The sequence below is a fragment of the Nocardia acididurans genome, from assembly GCF_016741815.1.
Taxonomy (GTDB): Bacteria; Actinomycetota; Actinomycetes; order Mycobacteriales; family Mycobacteriaceae; genus Nocardia; species Nocardia acididurans.
This window is the reverse complement of record NZ_JAERRJ010000005.1, coordinates 125,671-142,595: the sequence shown is the minus strand read 5'-3', so window position 1 is coordinate 142,595 and position 16,925 is coordinate 125,671. Positions and strand designations below refer to the sequence as shown.

General features: G+C 67.4%; 18 protein-coding genes. 7 read left to right on the top strand and 11 right to left on the bottom strand.

Features of this window, described 5'->3' with window-relative positions; translation table 11 throughout:
* The first annotated feature begins 200 nt into the window (after positions 1-200).
* Positions 201-860: a TetR/AcrR family transcriptional regulator gene (locus tag JK358_RS13920; protein ID WP_201947594.1), complete on the top strand. Its 660-nt coding sequence runs from the start codon at positions 201-203 to the stop codon at positions 858-860.
* Here JK358_RS13920 and JK358_RS13915 read toward each other — a convergent pair.
* Both JK358_RS13915 and JK358_RS13910 read right to left on the bottom strand, forming a co-directional pair.
* Complete coding sequence (locus JK358_RS13915) at positions 857-2,281, bottom strand: TerD family protein (protein WP_201948364.1); 1,425 nt, start codon at positions 2,279-2,281, stop codon at positions 857-859. The two genes, JK358_RS13920 and JK358_RS13915, sit on opposite strands and share 4 nt — an antisense overlap.
* A gap of 50 nt (positions 2,282-2,331) precedes the next feature.
* The gene (locus tag JK358_RS13910) at positions 2,332-4,065 is read right to left on the bottom strand and encodes a thiamine pyrophosphate-dependent enzyme (RefSeq protein WP_201947592.1); all 1,734 of its coding nucleotides are present in this window, start codon (positions 4,063-4,065) and stop codon (positions 2,332-2,334) included.
* Between the two features lie 168 nt (positions 4,066-4,233).
* Here JK358_RS13910 and JK358_RS13905 point away from each other — a divergent pair, with 168 nt between their 5' ends.
* Both JK358_RS13905 and JK358_RS13900 read left to right on the top strand, forming a co-directional pair.
* Positions 4,234-5,850, top strand: a complete 1,617-nt coding sequence (locus tag JK358_RS13905) for a DHA2 family efflux MFS transporter permease subunit (protein ID WP_201947591.1) — start codon at positions 4,234-4,236, stop codon at positions 5,848-5,850.
* Positions 5,851-5,923: 73 nt separating this feature from the next.
* A complete protein-coding gene (locus tag JK358_RS13900; protein ID WP_201947590.1) occupies positions 5,924-6,436 on the top strand; it encodes a nitroreductase/quinone reductase family protein in 513 nt (170 codons plus the stop codon).
* A 48-nt stretch (positions 6,437-6,484) separates the two neighbouring features.
* On the opposite strand, the gene JK358_RS13895 is transcribed toward JK358_RS13900, so the two are convergent.
* Positions 6,485-7,042, bottom strand: a complete 558-nt coding sequence (locus tag JK358_RS13895) for a TetR/AcrR family transcriptional regulator (protein WP_201947589.1) — start codon at positions 7,040-7,042, stop codon at positions 6,485-6,487.
* 115 nt (positions 7,043-7,157) lie between these two features.
* Here JK358_RS13895 and JK358_RS13890 point away from each other — a divergent pair, with 115 nt between their 5' ends.
* A complete protein-coding gene (locus tag JK358_RS13890) occupies positions 7,158-7,628 on the top strand; it encodes a DUF4383 domain-containing protein (RefSeq protein ID WP_201947588.1) in 471 nt (156 codons plus the stop codon).
* On the opposite strand, the gene JK358_RS13885 is transcribed toward JK358_RS13890, so the two are convergent.
* From JK358_RS13885 to JK358_RS13855, 7 genes are all read right to left on the bottom strand, one after another.
* Positions 7,594-7,989, bottom strand: a complete 396-nt coding sequence (locus JK358_RS13885) for an NUDIX hydrolase (protein ID WP_201947586.1) — start codon at positions 7,987-7,989, stop codon at positions 7,594-7,596. The genes JK358_RS13890 and JK358_RS13885 overlap by 35 nt on opposite strands.
* Positions 7,990-8,002: 13 nt before the next feature.
* The gene (locus JK358_RS13880) at positions 8,003-8,533 is read right to left on the bottom strand and encodes a hypothetical protein (RefSeq protein ID WP_232851321.1); all 531 of its coding nucleotides are present in this window, start codon (positions 8,531-8,533) and stop codon (positions 8,003-8,005) included.
* A gap of 48 nt (positions 8,534-8,581) precedes the next feature.
* Positions 8,582-9,379, bottom strand: coding sequence for a family 1 encapsulin nanocompartment shell protein (locus tag JK358_RS13875; protein WP_201947582.1), 798 nt, complete (start codon positions 9,377-9,379; stop codon positions 8,582-8,584).
* A gap of 3 nt (positions 9,380-9,382) precedes the next feature.
* Complete coding sequence (locus JK358_RS13870; RefSeq protein ID WP_201947579.1) at positions 9,383-10,393, bottom strand: Dyp-type peroxidase; 1,011 nt, start codon at positions 10,391-10,393, stop codon at positions 9,383-9,385.
* A gap of 61 nt (positions 10,394-10,454) precedes the next feature.
* Positions 10,455-10,781 (bottom strand): cupin domain-containing protein, encoded by a 327-nt coding sequence (locus JK358_RS13865; protein WP_201947576.1) that lies wholly within the window; start codon positions 10,779-10,781, stop codon positions 10,455-10,457.
* 114 nt (positions 10,782-10,895) lie between these two features.
* On the bottom strand, positions 10,896-11,381 hold the full coding sequence (locus tag JK358_RS13860) for a dihydrofolate reductase (protein ID WP_201948361.1): 486 nt from the start codon (positions 11,379-11,381) through the stop codon (positions 10,896-10,898).
* An 8-nt stretch (positions 11,382-11,389) separates the two neighbouring features.
* Positions 11,390-12,196, bottom strand: coding sequence for a thymidylate synthase (locus JK358_RS13855; protein ID WP_201947574.1), 807 nt, complete (start codon positions 12,194-12,196; stop codon positions 11,390-11,392).
* A gap of 20 nt (positions 12,197-12,216) precedes the next feature.
* On the opposite strand from JK358_RS13855, the gene cobF reads away from it, so the two are divergent.
* Both cobF and JK358_RS13845 read left to right on the top strand, forming a co-directional pair.
* On the top strand, positions 12,217-12,984 hold the full coding sequence (gene cobF, locus JK358_RS13850) for a precorrin-6A synthase (deacetylating) (RefSeq protein WP_201947572.1): 768 nt from the start codon (positions 12,217-12,219) through the stop codon (positions 12,982-12,984).
* Positions 12,985-13,049: 65 nt separating this feature from the next.
* Positions 13,050-13,916: an Fpg/Nei family DNA glycosylase gene (locus JK358_RS13845; protein WP_201947570.1), complete on the top strand. Its 867-nt coding sequence runs from the start codon at positions 13,050-13,052 to the stop codon at positions 13,914-13,916.
* Here the strand turns inward: JK358_RS13845 and JK358_RS13840 are convergent, their stop codons facing one another.
* The gene (locus tag JK358_RS13840) at positions 13,917-15,422 is read right to left on the bottom strand and encodes a carboxylesterase/lipase family protein (protein ID WP_201947568.1); all 1,506 of its coding nucleotides are present in this window, start codon (positions 15,420-15,422) and stop codon (positions 13,917-13,919) included.
* Positions 15,423-15,599: 177 nt separating this feature from the next.
* Here JK358_RS13840 and JK358_RS13835 point away from each other — a divergent pair, with 177 nt between their 5' ends.
* The gene (locus tag JK358_RS13835; RefSeq protein WP_201947567.1) at positions 15,600-16,832 is read left to right on the top strand and encodes a helix-turn-helix domain-containing protein; all 1,233 of its coding nucleotides are present in this window, start codon (positions 15,600-15,602) and stop codon (positions 16,830-16,832) included.
* Positions 16,833-16,925 lie beyond the last annotated feature (93 nt).

Here is a 16,925-nt window from a genome sequence, read left to right as displayed (position 1 = left end):
GGATCTTTCGGCGAGCGGCGAATAACTATCGAGTGAAAGGTTTCCAGCCGCGATCGCGTGAACGGTGACGCCGATGTATCCGTCCTGTGGCCGGGCGTAACTTCTGCGTTGCCTGGATTTCTATCGAATGACAGAAAACTCACGGCGCAGGACGGCCGCCTGTGACAAGGGCGCGGGACGGCGTAGGCAAGAATGAGCGTGTGACGCAGATCGGACCTGGGAGGCCCCGGCTGGAACCCCGGCGGCGGGCGGGACAGACGCCGCGCGCCGAGATTCTCGACGCGGCGGCGGAGCTGTTCACCGCCAAGGGATACGGGAGCACCTCGACGAGGGGGATTGCCGACGCGGTCGGCATCCGGCAGGCGTCGCTGTACCACCACTTCGCGTCCAAGGACGACATCCTCGACGCGCTGCTCGCCGAAACCATCACCGGGCCACTGGAACTCGCGGAACGCCTGGCGGGGGCGAGTGCGCCCGCGGCGGTGCGGCTGTACGCGCTGGCCTGGTTCGACGTGAGTCAGCTGTGCGCGTCGCGCTGGAATCTCGGGGCGCTGTACCTGCTGCCGGAACTGCGCAGTGAACGATTCGCCGTATTCCGCGAACGGCGCGACGAGCTACGCAGGCATTACGAGCGACTCGCGGCGGCCGTCGCCGGGGCGGCCGGAAACAGCGTTCCCGGAGTGGAACTGCTGCCGTTCCGGCTCGTCGAATCCGTGATCAATATGCGCTCGGACGAAGGCGCGTCACCGGAGTACGCCGAGCATCTGATCCCCGACGCCATCCTGCGGCTGCTCGGCTGGCAAGGTGATCTGGAGCAGACGCGCTCGGCCGCGGTCGAATTGGCCGAGCCCGGCGCCTAGGACTTGCCCGAGGACGTGCCCCACTTGAGTTCCCAGCGGTAGGTCTGGTCCACCGCCAGCTTGCCCCAGAAGCGATGCCCCTGCGGCGGGCGCACGAATACGCCCTCGCGGCGAACCACCAACTCGCCGTTGATGTTCTCGATCAGCGCCAGCACCATTTCGCGCGAATCGTCCACGCAGCCGCTCACCTGCATCTCGATGGGCGGGGAGTTGCGCGGGTACAGGGTGGCCGTCGCGTGCACATTGCGGAAGTCCTCCGCGCCCTCGTACAGCGACGCGAACACCAGGATGCGGCGGAACTGCTGCGTGAAATCCAGGTTGATGGACAGGTTCTCGCCCGCGGCGCTGGCACCCGAACGGTCGTCCTGATCCAGCTCGATGAACGGGGCGCGATGCAGATTGCCCATGGAATCGAGCGGGCTGATGCAGCCCTTCGACCCGTCGGTCAGCTCCCAGAAGCAGCACAGATCCAGATCCAGGCCGCCATTGCCGCCCCGCTTGCGTCCGAACAGCCCGCTCGACGCCCCCGGCACCATCCAGTTCAGATTCACCTTCATGATGCCGCCGGTCGCGCCCTGCTTGGTCAGCGAAACCGCCGGCGACTCCTTGGTCAGCGAGATCTTCCCGCCCGGAACAGGATTCGACTGTCCCGGCTGGCCCTGCGGCGGGGGCGGGAACTGTCCCGGCTGGCCGTACTGTCCCGGAGGAACCGGCTGCGGCGGGTTGAAGTGTTGTGGCTGTGCGTAATTCGGCTGCGGCTGGCCGTAGCTCGGGGGAGGCGGGGGCGGGCTGCCCTGGGGCTGACCGTAGGTCGGCGGCGGAACGGGATTCCCCTGTGGCTGACCGTAATTCGGCGGCGGCTGCGGTGTCTGCCGCTGGGGCTGCGGTGGGGTCTGCGGCTGCGGTGCCGGGGAATCGTCGACCGAGATGCCGAAATCCGAGGCGAGACCGGCCAATCCGGAGGCATACCCCTGGCCGACGGCGCGGAACTTCCACGCGCCCTGACGGCGGTACAGCTCGCCGAGCACGAAGGCCGTCTCGGTGGAGGCGTCCGCACTGTCGAACCGCGCCACCTCCGCACCGCTGGCCGCGTCCACCAAACGCACGTGCAGACCCTGCAATTGGGCGAAGGTCCCGCCGTCGGAGGACGCCGCGATCACAATCGTCTCGATCTGCGGCTCCACCTGCGCCAGCTGCACCGTCAGCGCGTCGACGACCAGCGGCCCCTGCCGCTTGCCCTCGTGCCGCACCGCACCCGAGGCGTGCGCGGGCTGGTTGTAGAAGACGAAATCACTGTCCGAACGCACCCGGCCGCCGACCAGCAGCAGCGCCGAGGCGTCCGCGTCCACGGCCCCCTGCTGCCACCCCAGTTCGATACGGACCGCGGACGCCGCCACCGGTACGTTGGAGCCCTTCATCATCGACACGACTATCAACGTAACCGATGGCGGCGCGCGCTGTCCCGGGCTGTTCAGAGTAGGCGCACGTTGTGCGTGACGTTCTTCATCACCTCGGCCGCCTCACCGCCCAGACTCATCTTCAGCTCGCCGAGCGTGAAGCCCGTCACCGTCTCCGCGGGCACATGTTCGGGCAGCGCGAGCGCGTACTTGTCCACCAGGACATCCAGCACCACCGGGCCGTCCCGGTGGCTCAGCGCGCGCCGCACCGCATCCCGCAGGTCGGCCGGATCCTCCACGCGAATTCCGGTGGCGCCCATGGCCTCCGCCACCTTGGCGAAATCAGGGTTCTGGAAATCGGTGCCGTAGGGCCGTAATCCGGCCTCCTGCTGTTCCAGGTGCACGAAGCCGAGTTCCGCATTGTTCAGCACCACCTGCAGCACCGGGGTCCCGCGCTGCACCTGGGTGAGCAGATCGCCCAGGCCCAGCATGGTGAAACCGCCGTCACCGCACAGCGCGATGGTCTGACGGCCCGGGAAGGCCAGCTGCGCACCGAAGGCGTTCGGGGCGGCATTGGCCATCGAGGCCCAGGTGAACGAGCCCATCAGGCGGCGGTTCGGGCCGAGGGTGAGGTAGTGCGAGGCCCAGATGACCGCGGTGCCGGTGTCGGCGAAGAACAGCGCGTCGTCGGCGGCCTCCTCGTTCAGGACGGAGGCCAGGTACTCGGGCCTGATCGGCGTCAGCTTCGGACCCTCGGTGACATAGTGCCGCAGCCGCTTCACCGAACGTTCGGTGTGCTTCACGCACTTGTCCAGAAAACGACTGTCCTGCTTGGGTTTCACCAGCGGCAGCAGTGCGTCGACGGTAGCCGCCACATCGCCGAGCACCGCCTGCTCCAGCGGAACTCGGCGGCCCAGATGGCTCGCGTGGCGGTCCACCTGGATCACCTTCACCTTCGACTGCGGCAGGAACTGTTTGAACGGGAAGTCCGTGCCCAGCATGAGCAGCACATCGCACTTGTTGATGGCCTCCCAGCAGCCGCCGTAGCCGAGCAGGCCCGTCATACCGACGGCATTCGGGTTGTCGTGTTCGAGCCACTGCTTGCCCTTGAGCGAATACCCAACCGGCGCTTGCAGTGTGCGCGCCAGCTCGCGCACCTGCGGGCCCGCCGTGGCGCAGCCGTCACCGCCGAAGATGGCGATCTTGCCGGCGGAATCGAGGAGTTCCGCCATGCGCCGTACCTCCTCCGGATGCGCCGGGCCGGGGCGGGTGGCCGGAAGCGGCACCCACGTGGGCGATTTCGGCGCGGGCAGCTGCGCGGTATCGGCGGGCACGGCGATCACGGTCGGCCCGCGTTCGGCCACCGCCACGGTGATGGCATTGCCGACCACGTGGTGCAGCTGATCAGGATTCACGAGGCGGCCGATGTAGTGGGCGGCGGTCTCGAAGAACCGGTACGGATTGAGCTCCTCCAGCGCGGAGCTGTCCTGGACGCCGGTCTCGGTGTCACCGGCGATGGCGATGACCGGCGCGCCCTCGCGGCGGGCGTCGATCAGGCCGTTGATCAGGTGGGTGACGCCGGGGCCTGCCGTGCCGCACACCGCGACCGGCCGGCCGGTCAGCGTGGCCTCGGCGACGGCGGCGAAGACGCCGTACTCCTCGTGCCGGACGTGGACGAACTCGATCTGTCCGTTGCGGCGCAGTGCGTCGATCACCGGATTCAGGGCGTCGCCCACGATGCCGTAGCACCGTCGCACCCCGGCCGAGACGAGCATTTCCCACATTCCATCGGCGACATTCTTGGCCATGGAGCACCCCTTTCCTAGGGATAGCAAATTTCTGGCTGTCTTATGTGGAAAGGTTGTTAAGGCGGCTCAAGGCTACACTCGGGCAAGTTCCGCGTGCCTTTTCCGTGGGTTTGGTGAATGTGCAGCACCATAGTTCTGGACGGTTGTCTTCGAGCGGTGGGAGCGGTGATGGCGGATAGGGAACCCGACGAGCACATCCAGCTGGGGCGCAAGCGGTGGCTCGCCCTGGGCGTACTCGCGCTGGGGTTGTCCATGGTGGTGCTCGACGGCACCATCGTCTCCGTCTCGCTGCCCGTGATCATTGCCGACCTGAGCTTGAATTTCACTCAGGCGCAATGGATCACGAGCATCTACGCGGTCGTGCTCGCCGCGCTGCTGATCACCAGCGGACGGCTCGGCGATCGGCTCGGGCGGCGGAACATGTTCGCGGTGGGCGTGCTGATCTTCGTGGCGGGCAGCATCCTCGCCGCCTCGGCCACCTCGGTGTGGCCGCTCATCCTCGGTCGCGTGGTGCAGGGCGTCGGCGCGGCCGGGATCATGCCCGGCACCCTCGCCACCATGAACGCCATCTTCCGGGGGCGCGACCGGGTCATCGCCTTCGCGGTCTGGGGGTCGGTCATCTCCGGCGTCGCGGCCATCGGGCCGCTGCTGGGCGGTTGGATCACCACCTACTACACCTGGCCCTGGATCTTCCTGGTGAACATTCCACTGGGCGCGCTGGTGCTCGTCGGCCTGTTCCTCTTCGTTCCCGAAACCCGGATGGGCAAGGCCGCCCCCGGCCTCGACGTCGACGGCTTCCTGCTCAGCGCAGCGGGTTTCGCGCTGCTGGTCTTCGCGCTCATCGAGGGGCAGACCTACGGCTGGTGGAAGCCGCTGCACGAATTCCCGCTCGCGGGCTGGACCTGGCCCGTCACCGCACCTCTCTCCCCGATTCCGGTGCTGCTGGCGCTCGGCGTCATCTGTCTGATCCTGTTCGTTCGCTGGGAGCAGCATCGCAATCTCATCGGCCGCTCGGCGCTGCTGGATCCGGCGCTGTTCAAGATCAAGAGCTTCCTCTGGGGCAACATCACCGCCTTCGCCGTGGCGCTGGGCGAATTCGGTCTGCTCTTCGTCCTGCCGCTGTTCATGGTCAATGTTCTCGGGTTGTCCACGCTCGGCGCGGGCTATGTCCTGGCGGGCATGGCCGCGGGCGCGTTCCTGTCCGCGGGGGTGGCCGAAGGGCTCGTGCACAAATACGGTCCGGTGCGGGTGGTCCAGATCGGCCTGGCGTTCGAGGCGGTGGCCATCGCGCTCGCCGCGCTCTTCGTCACCCCGCAGATCTCCGGGTGGTGGCTCGCGGTGCTGCTCATCGGCTACGGCATCGGCCTGGGTATGGCCTCGGCCCAGTTGACCGGCGTGGTCCTGGCCGAGGTCCCGCCGCGGAACTCCGGCCAGGGCTCCGCCACCCAGAGCACCGTCCGACAGGTCGGCTCGGCCTTCGGCACCGCCATCATCGGTGCCCTGCTCTCCGTCTCCCTGGGCCACGACCTCCCCAGGCAACTGGCCGACGTCCCCAACCTCCCCGACAACGCCGCCGACACCCTCGCCACCGCCACCCGCGAATCCGCCGGCGGCGCGATCTCCGGTGTCCGCGAACACGATCACGCCGATGTCATCCTGGACGCCCTCTGCCGCGGCTTCACCGACTCCACCCGCACCACCCTGCTGGCCGCCGCCCTCTTCCTCCTGCTGGGCCTGGCCGCAGCCACCCGAATCCCGCACACCGCCAAGGCGGTTCGCGACTGACCGCACTGCCGGCGGCAAAGATCTCCCGCGAATTAGGACGCGAATTGTCCTATCTCCCGGACATACTCGAATCATGAGCGACATCGAATCGGGTACGGGACAGCCGAATCAGACCGACATCACCGACTACAACGATCCGAACGCGCCGTGGAACCAGGCGTGGGACCAGGAGGGCGGCATCGCCGACTGGAACGACGACGTGATCAAGGAGTTCCGGGAGAACTCGGGCAAGGTGGGCGGGGCCTACGAGGGCGGAGACCTCATCCTGCTCACCACCACCGGGGCCAAGAGCGGCAAGCGGCACACCACCCCGCTCGGCCCCCTGTACCGGGACGACATCATGTACGTGAGCTCGTTCATCGAGGACAAGTACCCCGCCTGGTGGTACAACATCAAAGCCAACCCGCAGGTCACCATCGAATTCCGGGACAAGACCTACCAGGCCACCGGCAAGGCCCTGGAAGCCGACGACTACGACGAGTTCGCCGCCTGGGTCCTGGCCAACAACCCCCTGCTGGCCGACTTCCAGTCCAAGATCGACCGCCCCATCCCACTGGTAGTCCTGACCCTCGACCGCGAGAACTGACCGCTCCCCGATTCGAAGGTGACGCCGGCGCACGCCGTTCGCGGGTGGTCAGGGGCGTAGGGCTCGTTCCAGGGCGGCGGCGACGCGGTCGAGGGGGTCGGTGCTGCCTTCGGTTCGGCAGAGGATGAGGGCGCCTTCCATTCCGGCCAGGAGGAGGGTGGCCAGGTCGGTGGCGGTGGGGTCGTCGAAACCGTTGCGGTGCAGGCATTCCCGGAAGGGGGCCTGCCAGCCGCGGAAGATGTCGCGGGCGGCGGTGAGCAGGGCCGGGTCGTCGGGGAGGGCGCCGAGGGCTACGGCGGCGACCGGGCAGCCGGGTGGGTGTTCGCCGCCGGTCATGACCATTTTCGCGCCCGCCAGGATGGCGCGCATGGCGGATGTCGGATCCTGGTTGGCGCAGACCATTTCGATGGCGGGGCCCACCGTGCCGTCGATCAATTTCAGGACCTCTTCCGCCAGTTCGGTTTTGCCACGGGGGAAGTGGTGGTAGATGACGCCGCGGCGGGTGTCGGCCTTCTCGACGATTTCCCGGAAGCCGGTGGCGGCGTAGCCCTGGCCGCGGAACAACAGTGCCGCCTGCCGGATCATGCGCATGCGGGTGTCTCGCACCAACGTCCAACCTCCCGGGTTCTTGACTAGGACAGCCGTCCTAGAACATACTCGCACGCAGTTCTAGGACGACCGTCCTAGCGCGTTGGACGACACCCGACAGAGAGATCGCCTCGTGTACTTCGACAGATTTCGTGGCCTGGCGCTGCGATATGTGAATGCGGTTCTCGCGACGCCGTTGCAGTTCTTCGTATTCGTGGCGGGAACCTGGTTCACCGCGAACGGGGTGATCGCCTTCGGCATCTACCCGGATATGGCCTTCGGCGGTGGGCACATGCAGTCGTGCACCATCCAGTTCCTGGGGTTCATTCCGGTCACCGTGAACGGCTGGCATGCGCTGTTCCACCTGATCACCGGCGTCGCCGGACTGGCGCTCGCGCCGATGTACCGGCGGGCGGCGCACTACACCTGGGTGTGCGGGCTGTTCTACCTGCTGGTGGCGGCGCTCGGCTTCGCCGGTGGCGACCATGTGCTGCACATGATGGCCGTCGACACCTTCGGCAATATCGTGCACACCGTCGAGGGCGTGATCCTGTTGGCCGCCTTCGGGATCAGTCGATCAGTCCGAGCCCGTGCAGACGCTTGAAGACCAGCAGGGAACCGGGAGCCACCTCGTCCATGTCCGCGTACTCCGCGAGGGTGAACCAGCGGAGTTCGGCGATCTCGCTGGTGGGGTGGGGCGCGCCGGTGAGATCGGCGGTGAAGCAGGTCATGTGGAGCCGGGTGCCGGGCGTGTGGCCGTAGGCTTCGGCTTCGAAGATGCCCAGCTCGGTGACCGCGGTGACGCCTACGCCCAGCTCCTCGCGGATTTCGCGGTGCAGGGCGGCCTCGGGGGTTTCGCCGGGGTCGATCTTGCCGCCGGCCATGTAGAACACGGATTTGCCGGTGGAACGGGTCTGCAGGAGGCGACGATCTCGGATGTGCGCAAGGGCCGCGGTGCGAATCACCGTTCCAGCCTAGCTAGGAGTTAGCGGTGGGCGGGGCCAGCTTCCAGTGCTCGGACAGGGCCGCGGCGATTTCGGGCAGCACCGTGATCGGGATGCGCTGCTGCCGCAGCATGGTGCGGATCTCGTTGACCTGCTCCCGCTTTCGCATGTCGTAGGCGTTGGCCACCGGGCGCAGCACCGGCGGGATGGAGAGCAGCACCAGCTCGCCGTGCGGTTCTTCGCCGCCGTTCAGGTCCAGCGCCAGCGACCAGCGGGATTTCTCGTCGAGGGTGAAGCGGCCCGCCACCACCCGATTCCACGGGATGGTGTCGGTGTGCCAGGGTGTGCGGCGCACGATCGCCGTGTCGGTGAGCTCCACCCCGTCGCGGCGGAACAGCAGCACCAGCAGCCAGACGGCGAGCAGCGCGCCCACCACCAGTCCGGTGAAGAGGCGGCCGAACCCGTAGAGGGCGACGGTCGCGCCGCAGATCAGCGCGATCGTCACCACCGCTGTCAGGCTGTACAGGGCCGTTCGTCGCCCCGGCACCACGCCCGCCCGCACCATTGTCAACGCACCTCCCGCTCGTTGCGGGATACCGTACCGGCCGGTGCGTCAGGCCTCCAGCGCGACAGCCGCTTCCGCCGTGTACACCAGGAACGTCAGGCTCTCCTGGAAGTACAGCTGCACCGACTCCGCATCGTGCGACAGGTAGCCGATGGACAGGTCCTGACCGATCTGCAGATCGAAATCGCCGCCGCGCGTGGACAATACGAACGCGCCGTCGATGGCCGGAGCCCAGATGATCTCACCGTCGATGAGCCGCTCGATATGCGTGCGGATCGGATGACCGTGGTCGGAGGTCTCGCTCACGGCGGTGTACAGATCCGCCGACAGCAGCACCGAATACGGGCCGTCCACACCGGCGAGGCGCAGCCTGCTCAGCGCCTGCGCCACCGCCTCCGGGGTCAGCCGCGGATCCCCGGGCACCTTCACCGGTTCGCACGAGGTGGCGGTGCGGATACCGGTGATCCCGGCGGCCTGATAGCCCTCGAAGATGGCGCGATCCTCGGCGAAGGCGATCTTCTTGGCGGCGTCCTTCACCGCGTCCAGATCGGCGTCCTGCGCGCCGCGCTCCACATTGTCGAGCTCCTCGCGCGAAAGCCGGAACGGCACACGCAATTCCACCAGCGGAGCCACCACCCGCTGCCGCGCCAGCACACCCTCGGCGGGCGGGTCGATCGAGGCGGTGCGGCCCAGGCCGACCGCGTTGTAATCCTGGCCGTGCGGACCCGACAGATCCACGACGCGGCGACCGGCGATGTGCCGCTTGAAGGTTCGCGTCGCCTCCTCCTCGATGGCCGACCAGGCCTCGGAGGTGATCGGCGCGAGTTCGCGGTGGAGGTTGTTCATGCCTTAGCTCCTTTTCATCGTGCCGATACCCAGGGATCCGTTACCGGATATGACAACACCGTTGCCCGAAGGCGATTCCCGTTCCGCGACGGCCGGCGCGGGTGCGTCCGGCAGCGCGTCGAAGAACAGATTCGGCGGTGTGAAGAACAGGGTTCCCGTTATGGCGGTGGAGAAATCGAGAATACGGTCGTAGGCGGCCTCGTCGCTGCCGAGGAACATGCGCTCCAGCATCGTCTCGGTCACCGACGGGCTGGCCGCGTAAGCGATGTAGTAGGTACCGAATTCGCCGTCCTTGATACTGCCGAACGGCATATTGGCGCGCACGATCGTGCCGAGATCATCCTGATCGTTCACGGCCACATGGGAATTCAGCGGTTTGTCCGCGTCGGACAGCTCGAAGTCCTCGAGCTTGGTGCGGCCGATCACGCGCTCCTGCTCGGGCACCGACAGCGCCCGCCAGGCATCCAGGTCGTGGAGGTACTTCTGCACGACGACATAGGAGCCGCCGGCGAATTCGGGGTCGTCGGCACCGATCAGCGCGGCCGTGACGGCCAGCTGACCCTCCGGATTCTCGGTGCCGTCCACGAAGCCCAGCAGATCGCGTTGCTCGAAGTACCGGAAGCCCACCGTCTCGTCGATGATGGTGGCCGCACCGGCCAGCCGCTCCCGGATCTTCATGGCCAGCTCGAAGACGGCGTCCGCGCCCTCGGCCTTCAGATGGAACAGCAGGTCGCCGGGAGTTGCCGGGGCCTGGTGCTTTTCGCCGTGGTAACCGGGAAACTCGTGCAGCTCAGCCGGTTTCGGTCCGGCGAACAGGCGGTCCCAGGCGGCGGAACCGATACTGGTGATGCAGGCCAGCCCGGAACCCGGGAGCCGGAACCCCACCGAACGCCGCAGGCCGGGCAGATCGGCCAGCAGGTCGCGCACGGTGGCCTCACCGCCCGCGTCGATGGTGGCGACGAGGAAGATCGCGGAAGGCGAAAGCGGGTCGACGATCGGCTGCGGTTCACCCATGCGTTCCAGCCTAGAACGACCCGCGAAGCGCTCGCCGCACCGGTAGCCCGGCGAGTGCGGGCTACTTCGCGACCGTCAGCAGAAACGCCACGTCGTCGATGGCCTTCACGCTGTGGCGTGCGTTCGGGATCACAAGCAGGTCGCCCGCGGAACCCTTCCACTCGTTCGTGCCGCTGATGAGCGTGAGCACGCCGCTGAGCACCACCAGCGTGGCCTCACCGGGATTCTCGTGCTCGGCCAGGGACTGACCGGCCGTCAACGCGATCACCGTCTGCCGGAGGCTGTGGGCGTGCCCACCGTAGATGGTCTGCGAACTGCGCCCGCTCGAGGCGGTCGCGGCTATCTTGAGCTGCTGGCGAGCTACCGCGGTCAGCGATTTCTTGTCCATGGACTGCCTTTCGCCGGAGTATCCGTGAGTATGCCGGACACCGTGCGGCCGATCGGCGGTTTCGAGGGTGTGTGTACAGGAATTGCCGCACGCGGGATGTCCGCGTTATCCGCGTTACCGCGTGTAACGGCGGAAGCGATACCGCAGACCCGTGCTGGACTCCCGCCACGGCTGTTCATCGGCGCGCCATTCCGGTCCGATGGCCGGCGCGGTGCAGTCGCCCGCGACCTCCGCTGCCACCTCGGTGACCATCAGCTCGGTCGCGAAAGGCAGTGCGGCACGATAGATTTCGCCGCCGCCCGCCACCCAGACCGTGCGGTCGCCGCACAGCTCGAAGGCCTCCTCGAGCGAGCCCGCGCGTTCGGCTCCCTCGGCAGACCAGTCGGCTTGACGGGTCACGACGATATTGCGACGGCCTTCCAGCGGGCGAAACCGCTTCGGCAGCGAATCCCAGGTGCGGCGACCCATCACCACGGGGTGACCCCAGGTGGTGTCCTTGAAATGCGCCATGTCCTCCGGCACCCGCCACGGGATGGCGTTGTCCAGGCCGATGATGCCCTCGGGCGTCTGCGCCCAGATGAGACCGATGGTCCGCGTCATCGTCGCGCTCACACCGCCACCGGCGCCTTGATGGCCGGATGATGCTGGTAGCCCACGATTTCCACATCCTCGTAGGCGTAGTCGAACAGCGTCGGCGCGGGACGCAGGTGCAGCTGCGGGAACGGGTACGGGTCGCGGGTCAGCTGCTCGCGCACCTGATCCACATGGTTGTCGTAGATGTGCACGTCGCCGCCGGTCCAGATGAACTCGCCGGGCAGCAGCTCGGTCTGCTGGGCCACCATCTGCGTCAGCAGCGCGTAGCTGGCGATATTGAACGGCACGCCCAGGAACAGGTCCGCGCTGCGCTGGTACAGCTGGCAGCTGAGCTTGCCGTCGGCCACGTAGAACTGGAAGAAGGCGTGGCAGGGTGCGAGCGCCATGCGATCCAATTCGGCCACATTCCAGGCGGATACGATGATGCGCCGGGAATCCGGATCGGTGCGCAGCGTCTGCAGCACCTGCGAGATCTGATCGATGTGGGTGCCGTCCGGCGTCGGCCAGGAGCGCCACTGCACGCCGTACACCGGGCCGAGCTCGCCGTCCTTGTCGGCCCATTCGTCCCAGATGGTGACGCCGTTGTCCTGCAGCCACTGCACATTGGAGTCGCCGCGCAGGAACCACAGCAGCTCGTACACGATCGATTTGAGATGCACTTTCTTCGTGGTGATCAGCGGAAACCCCTGCGACAGGTCGTACCGCAACTGATGCCCGAAGATGCTGCGAGTCCCGGTACCCGTCCGATCCGCCTTGGGTGTCCCGTTCTCCAGCACGTGCCGCAGCAGGTCCTCGTACTGGGTATCCGGTGCGCTCTCCACGCCTGGCAAGCTTACGCACCGTGCGGAAGCTCTTCGTCATAGGAATCGGCGCCGGTGATCCGGACCAGGTCACGATGCAGGCCGTCAAGGCCATGCGCCGGGTGGATGTGTTCTTCGTCATCGGCAAGGGCGGCGACAAACAGGAGCTGGTCGACGTGCGCGCCACCATCCTCGCCGAACACGCCACGCAGCCGCATCGGGTGGTCGAGATCCCGGACCCGCCCCGCGACCGGACCGTCCCCGCCCGCGACGCCGACACCGCCTACCGCAGTGTCGTCGGCGACTGGCACGAGGCCCGCGCCGAACTCCTGGAACGCGCCTTCGCCGAAACCGACGGCGTCGGCGGCATTCTCGTCTGGGGCGACCCCTCCCTCTACGACAGCACCCTGCGCATCGTCGAACGCGTCCTCGACCGCGAACGCATCCACTTCGACTACGAGGTCATCCCCGGCATCACCAGCGTCCAGGCCCTGGCCGCCGCCCACCGCATGGTCCTGCACGACATCGGCGAACCCCTGCACATCACCACCGGCCGCCGCCTCCGCGACGAAGGTCTCGCCCCCGGCCACTCCACCCTGGTCATGCTCGACGCCGACTGCTCCTTCACCCAGCTCGAGGGCGATGACATCTACATCTGGTGGGGCGCCTACCTCGGCATGCCCGACGAGGTCGTCATCGAAGGCCCGCTGCGCGTGGTCGAACACCGCATCACCCGCCGCCGCGCCGCCCTGCGTGAAGCCAAGGGCTGGATCATGGACATCTACCGCCTCAGCCGCCGCACCCCCTGACCGCTGGATCGACATCCCGGCGGCGCTGTCCGGCGGGTGTCGGGGTGGGCCGGTAGGCTGCGGGTATGCCCGAGTTGCCGGAAATCGTGGCTCTCGAACAGTTCCTGGTCGAGCATGCCGTGGGGGCGGTGGTGGGGCGGGTCGATGTTGCGGCGCTGAGTGTGTTGAAGACGTTCGATCCGCCGGCTACCGCGCTGTCCGGGCGCGATGTGACCGGGGTGGGGCACTGGGGGAAGCATCTCGGCATCGACTGCGACGGGTTGTGGTTGATCACCCATCTGTCGCGGGCGGGTTGGTTGCGGTGGATCGACGAGCCGTCGGCCGCGCCGCCGAAGCCGGGGAAGGGGCCGTTGGCGTTGCGGGTCAACCTGTTCACGCCGGACGGGGCCACACCCGCGTTCGATCTGACCGAGGCCGGGACCAAGAAGCGGCTGGCGGTGTGGGTGACCAAGGAACCGCTGCTGGTGCCGAGCATCGCGCGGCTCGGGCCGGATGCGCTGGCGGTCAGCGAGACGGAATTCGCGGAGCTGCTGCACGGGACGTCGCAGCGAGTGAAGACCGCGCTCACCGATCAGGGGTTGATCGCGGGAATCGGGAACGCCTACTCCGACGAGATCCTGCATACGGCCAAGTTGTCGCCGTTCGCCGGTACCCGCACCCTGGACGCGGATCAGACGGCACGGCTGTACTCGGCGATGCGGGCCACGCTCGGCGACGCGGTCGAACGGTCGGTGGGGCAGGACGCGGCGCGGCTCAAGGGGGAGAAGCGATCCGGGATGCAGGTGCACGGGCGGACGGGGGAGAAGTGCCCGGTGTGCGGGGACACCGTCCGCGAAGTCGCCTACGCGGACAAGTCTTTTCAGTACTGTCCCACCTGTCAGACCGGGGGGAAGATCCTCGCCGATCGGCGCATGTCCCGGCTGCTCAAGTAATCACACCAGGGATGGCAGGCGCACACCCTCCCAGGCGAGCCGCTTGGCGGACTCCGGGTCGTTCTCCACGCGGGGCGGATAGTCGATGATCATGGTGGCCCGCTGCGCCTCGGTGTAGGCGGGCCAGGACGGCAGGGGCGCGCCGGTGCGCGCGAACGCCAGCCAGTTGTCCTGGAACTGCCGTGTCACCGAACGCAATCCGCGCGCACCGCCCGCTGCGGTGAGCGCCCGGCCGACCGCCGTATCCGCCGCGCCGAACACCGGCAGCAGATCCGTGGCGTGCGTGGCGCCGAAGCCGCTCAGATGCAGTGCGCGCGGGGCGAAGTCGTAGCGGTAGGCGTAGGTCGGGGCGAAACGGCTGTGCCCCTCCATGACTCGCACGCTCGGCCGCCAGAAGGTGAAATCACCGCCCATCCGCACCGCCTCCTTGGCGCGCGGAAAACCGCTGTACGCCTTGATCACCCGGTCCTGTGTCGCAGGATCCCGGAGCAGTGTGCGCATCCGCTCCGGCGTGGTGGGCAGGGTGTCGTCGAACCGAGTGAACAGCGTGCCTTCGTCCCGATTGGTGCCGATGATGAGCGGCAGCGGATGCGCCGTGCCGTTCGCGAAGGCGTCCACCGGCGACAGCGGCAGGAAATCGCCGTCCACCACCGGAGCCACCGGGAACAACCCCGGCTGCCCGCGCAGCACCTCACCCACGGCCCGATCCACCGCGCGGCGAATGTCGTTGGGACGAGCGGTGAGCAGCGCCTGCGCCGCCTCACCGGAGACGACGCCGAGCCGCTTCACACAGCGCTCCGCGAACACCTTCGCCGCCGCGGCGGAGGTGCCCCAGTCGGCGGGCGGACTCTGCGAGATCCCGCGATGGAAGAGTCCGGCCGCCGCGGGCGTGCACAGCAGCGACAGCACCGCGTGCGCGCCGGCGGATTCACCGAAAATGGTGACATTGCCGGGATCGCCGCCGAACGCGGAGATATTGCGCCGCACCCACTCCAGCGCCGCCACCTGATCGCGCAATCCCAGATTCGAGTCGAATCGATGTGCGGCCGTGGAGAATTCACTGAAGTCCACATAGCCGAACGCGCCCAGCCGGTAATTGATCGACACCACCACGACATCGCCGCGCACGGCCAGCCGAGCGCCGGAATACAAACCCAGCGCCGAGGTTCCGATCACATACCCGCCACCGTGAATGAACACCATGACCGGACGCGGCCCGCCCGCGAGATCATTGGGCGCGGTGACATTGAGCGTCAGACAGTCCTCCCCGGTCGGCTGCTGCCGTCGCGGCCCGATCCGCGCACCGCTGCGATGCTGCATCGCAGCGAACCCGAACTCGGTGGCATCACGCACCCCGCTCCACGGCTGCACCGGCTGCGGCGCACGGAATCGCAGCTCACCCACGGGTGCCGCCGCATAAGGAATGGACCGCCAGCGTGAAACGCGGCGGCCCCGATGACCACGAACGATCCCGTCGGCGGTCTTTATGTCAGTCGTTGCCACCATTTACCGATGGTAGCCAGCGATCCCGGCGCTCCGGCAGAGCGAAAAGGCCAATACGGGGCACGCCCGCTGCGGTGTCGGCTCATCGCCATTCTGGGAGGTGCTCCAGTCTGGTCGCACTTGTGAGCTGTGCGGGCTATGGTCGCAGTTGGGTAGCCATCCGGGGCGAGGAGTGCCACCATGAACGACTTTCCTCCCAGCGAAATCGGTCGTCGGCTGCGCGAGATTCGTGCATGGCGCGGGCTGAGCCTGGAAGTCGCGGCCGGGCTCGCGGGTATCTCGTTCGGTTACCTGGGCCGCCTCGAGCGCGGCGAACAGGCTTTGACGAACCGCCGCACCCTCGAATCGCTCGCTCAGGCGCTGCGGGTTGCGCCGTCGGAGTTCACCGGCCGGCCCTGGGAAACACCGGACGGGCCGGGGACTGAGGCGTATGCCGGTGTCGTTGCCGTCGAGGAGGCGTTGGACGTGTGCCAACTCGGCGACGACCCGGGCACCAGGGTTCGTGAGTGGTCACAGGTCCGTGCCGCTCTGGCGCAGTTGGAGCAGTGCCGGGGTGCGGGCGACTATCAGGCCATCGGTGGTCAAGCGCCAGAGCTGCTCATGGAATTGCACGCGATGTACGTCCGCAAGCCCGACCAGCGTCAGCAGATACTGATCGGGATGATCGGCTGCTACTTCGCCATGATGGTGATGGCGAAACGTCTCGGCGTCAGAGGTCTCCCGTTGCTCGCGGCCAAGGCCGCACAGACCTGCGCTGAGGAGCTCGATTCGCCGCAGTGGCGGGGAGCGGCAATGTGGATGCGCGGCAATGTCACTGGATCTTTGTCACGTCCGCAGCAATACAGCCGTGCTGTTGCCTTGGCCGACGAACTGACTGCTGGCACCGACGATCCGCAGGTACTTCAGGCTTACGGGATGCTGCACCTATCGGCGTCCTTGGCTGCGGCCGTTCAATCCGACCGCAGCACCGCGGAAACCCATCTCGACGAAGCGGCAGCAGCTGCCGACCGAATGGAGAAGGACGTCGGGGAGTTCGCTCGGATGTGGTTCGGCCGGGTCAATGTCGGGATCTGGCGGTCGTCGATCGGTCTGGAACTCGGCGACGGACCGAAGGCTGTCGAGGCTGTCCACGGGCTACACATCGCCGCGATCCCGGATGCTGCGAGACTTGCGGGCTTCTATTCGGAAGCAGGACGCGTGCTGCTCGCCGAACCACAGACTCGGGACAATGGGCTGGGGTTACTTCTGAAGGCTGAAACACTTGCCCCGCAACGGGTTCGAAGCGACCTTTTCGTTCGCGAAGCCGTCGCCGATCAACTCCGTACGGCTCGCCGCGATGCTGGTGGCCGGAATCTGCGCGGGCTGGCCTGGAGGCTCGGCGTCGCGCCAGAGGCAGGGTCCTCGCCGAACTGACCCGGCCTGTCCTTTCAGGACAGGAGCTGAAGCGCTGCCGCCTTACCGTCGGATTCGGGTCGCCGCCGCCGGGTCGAACGCCACGTCTCCACC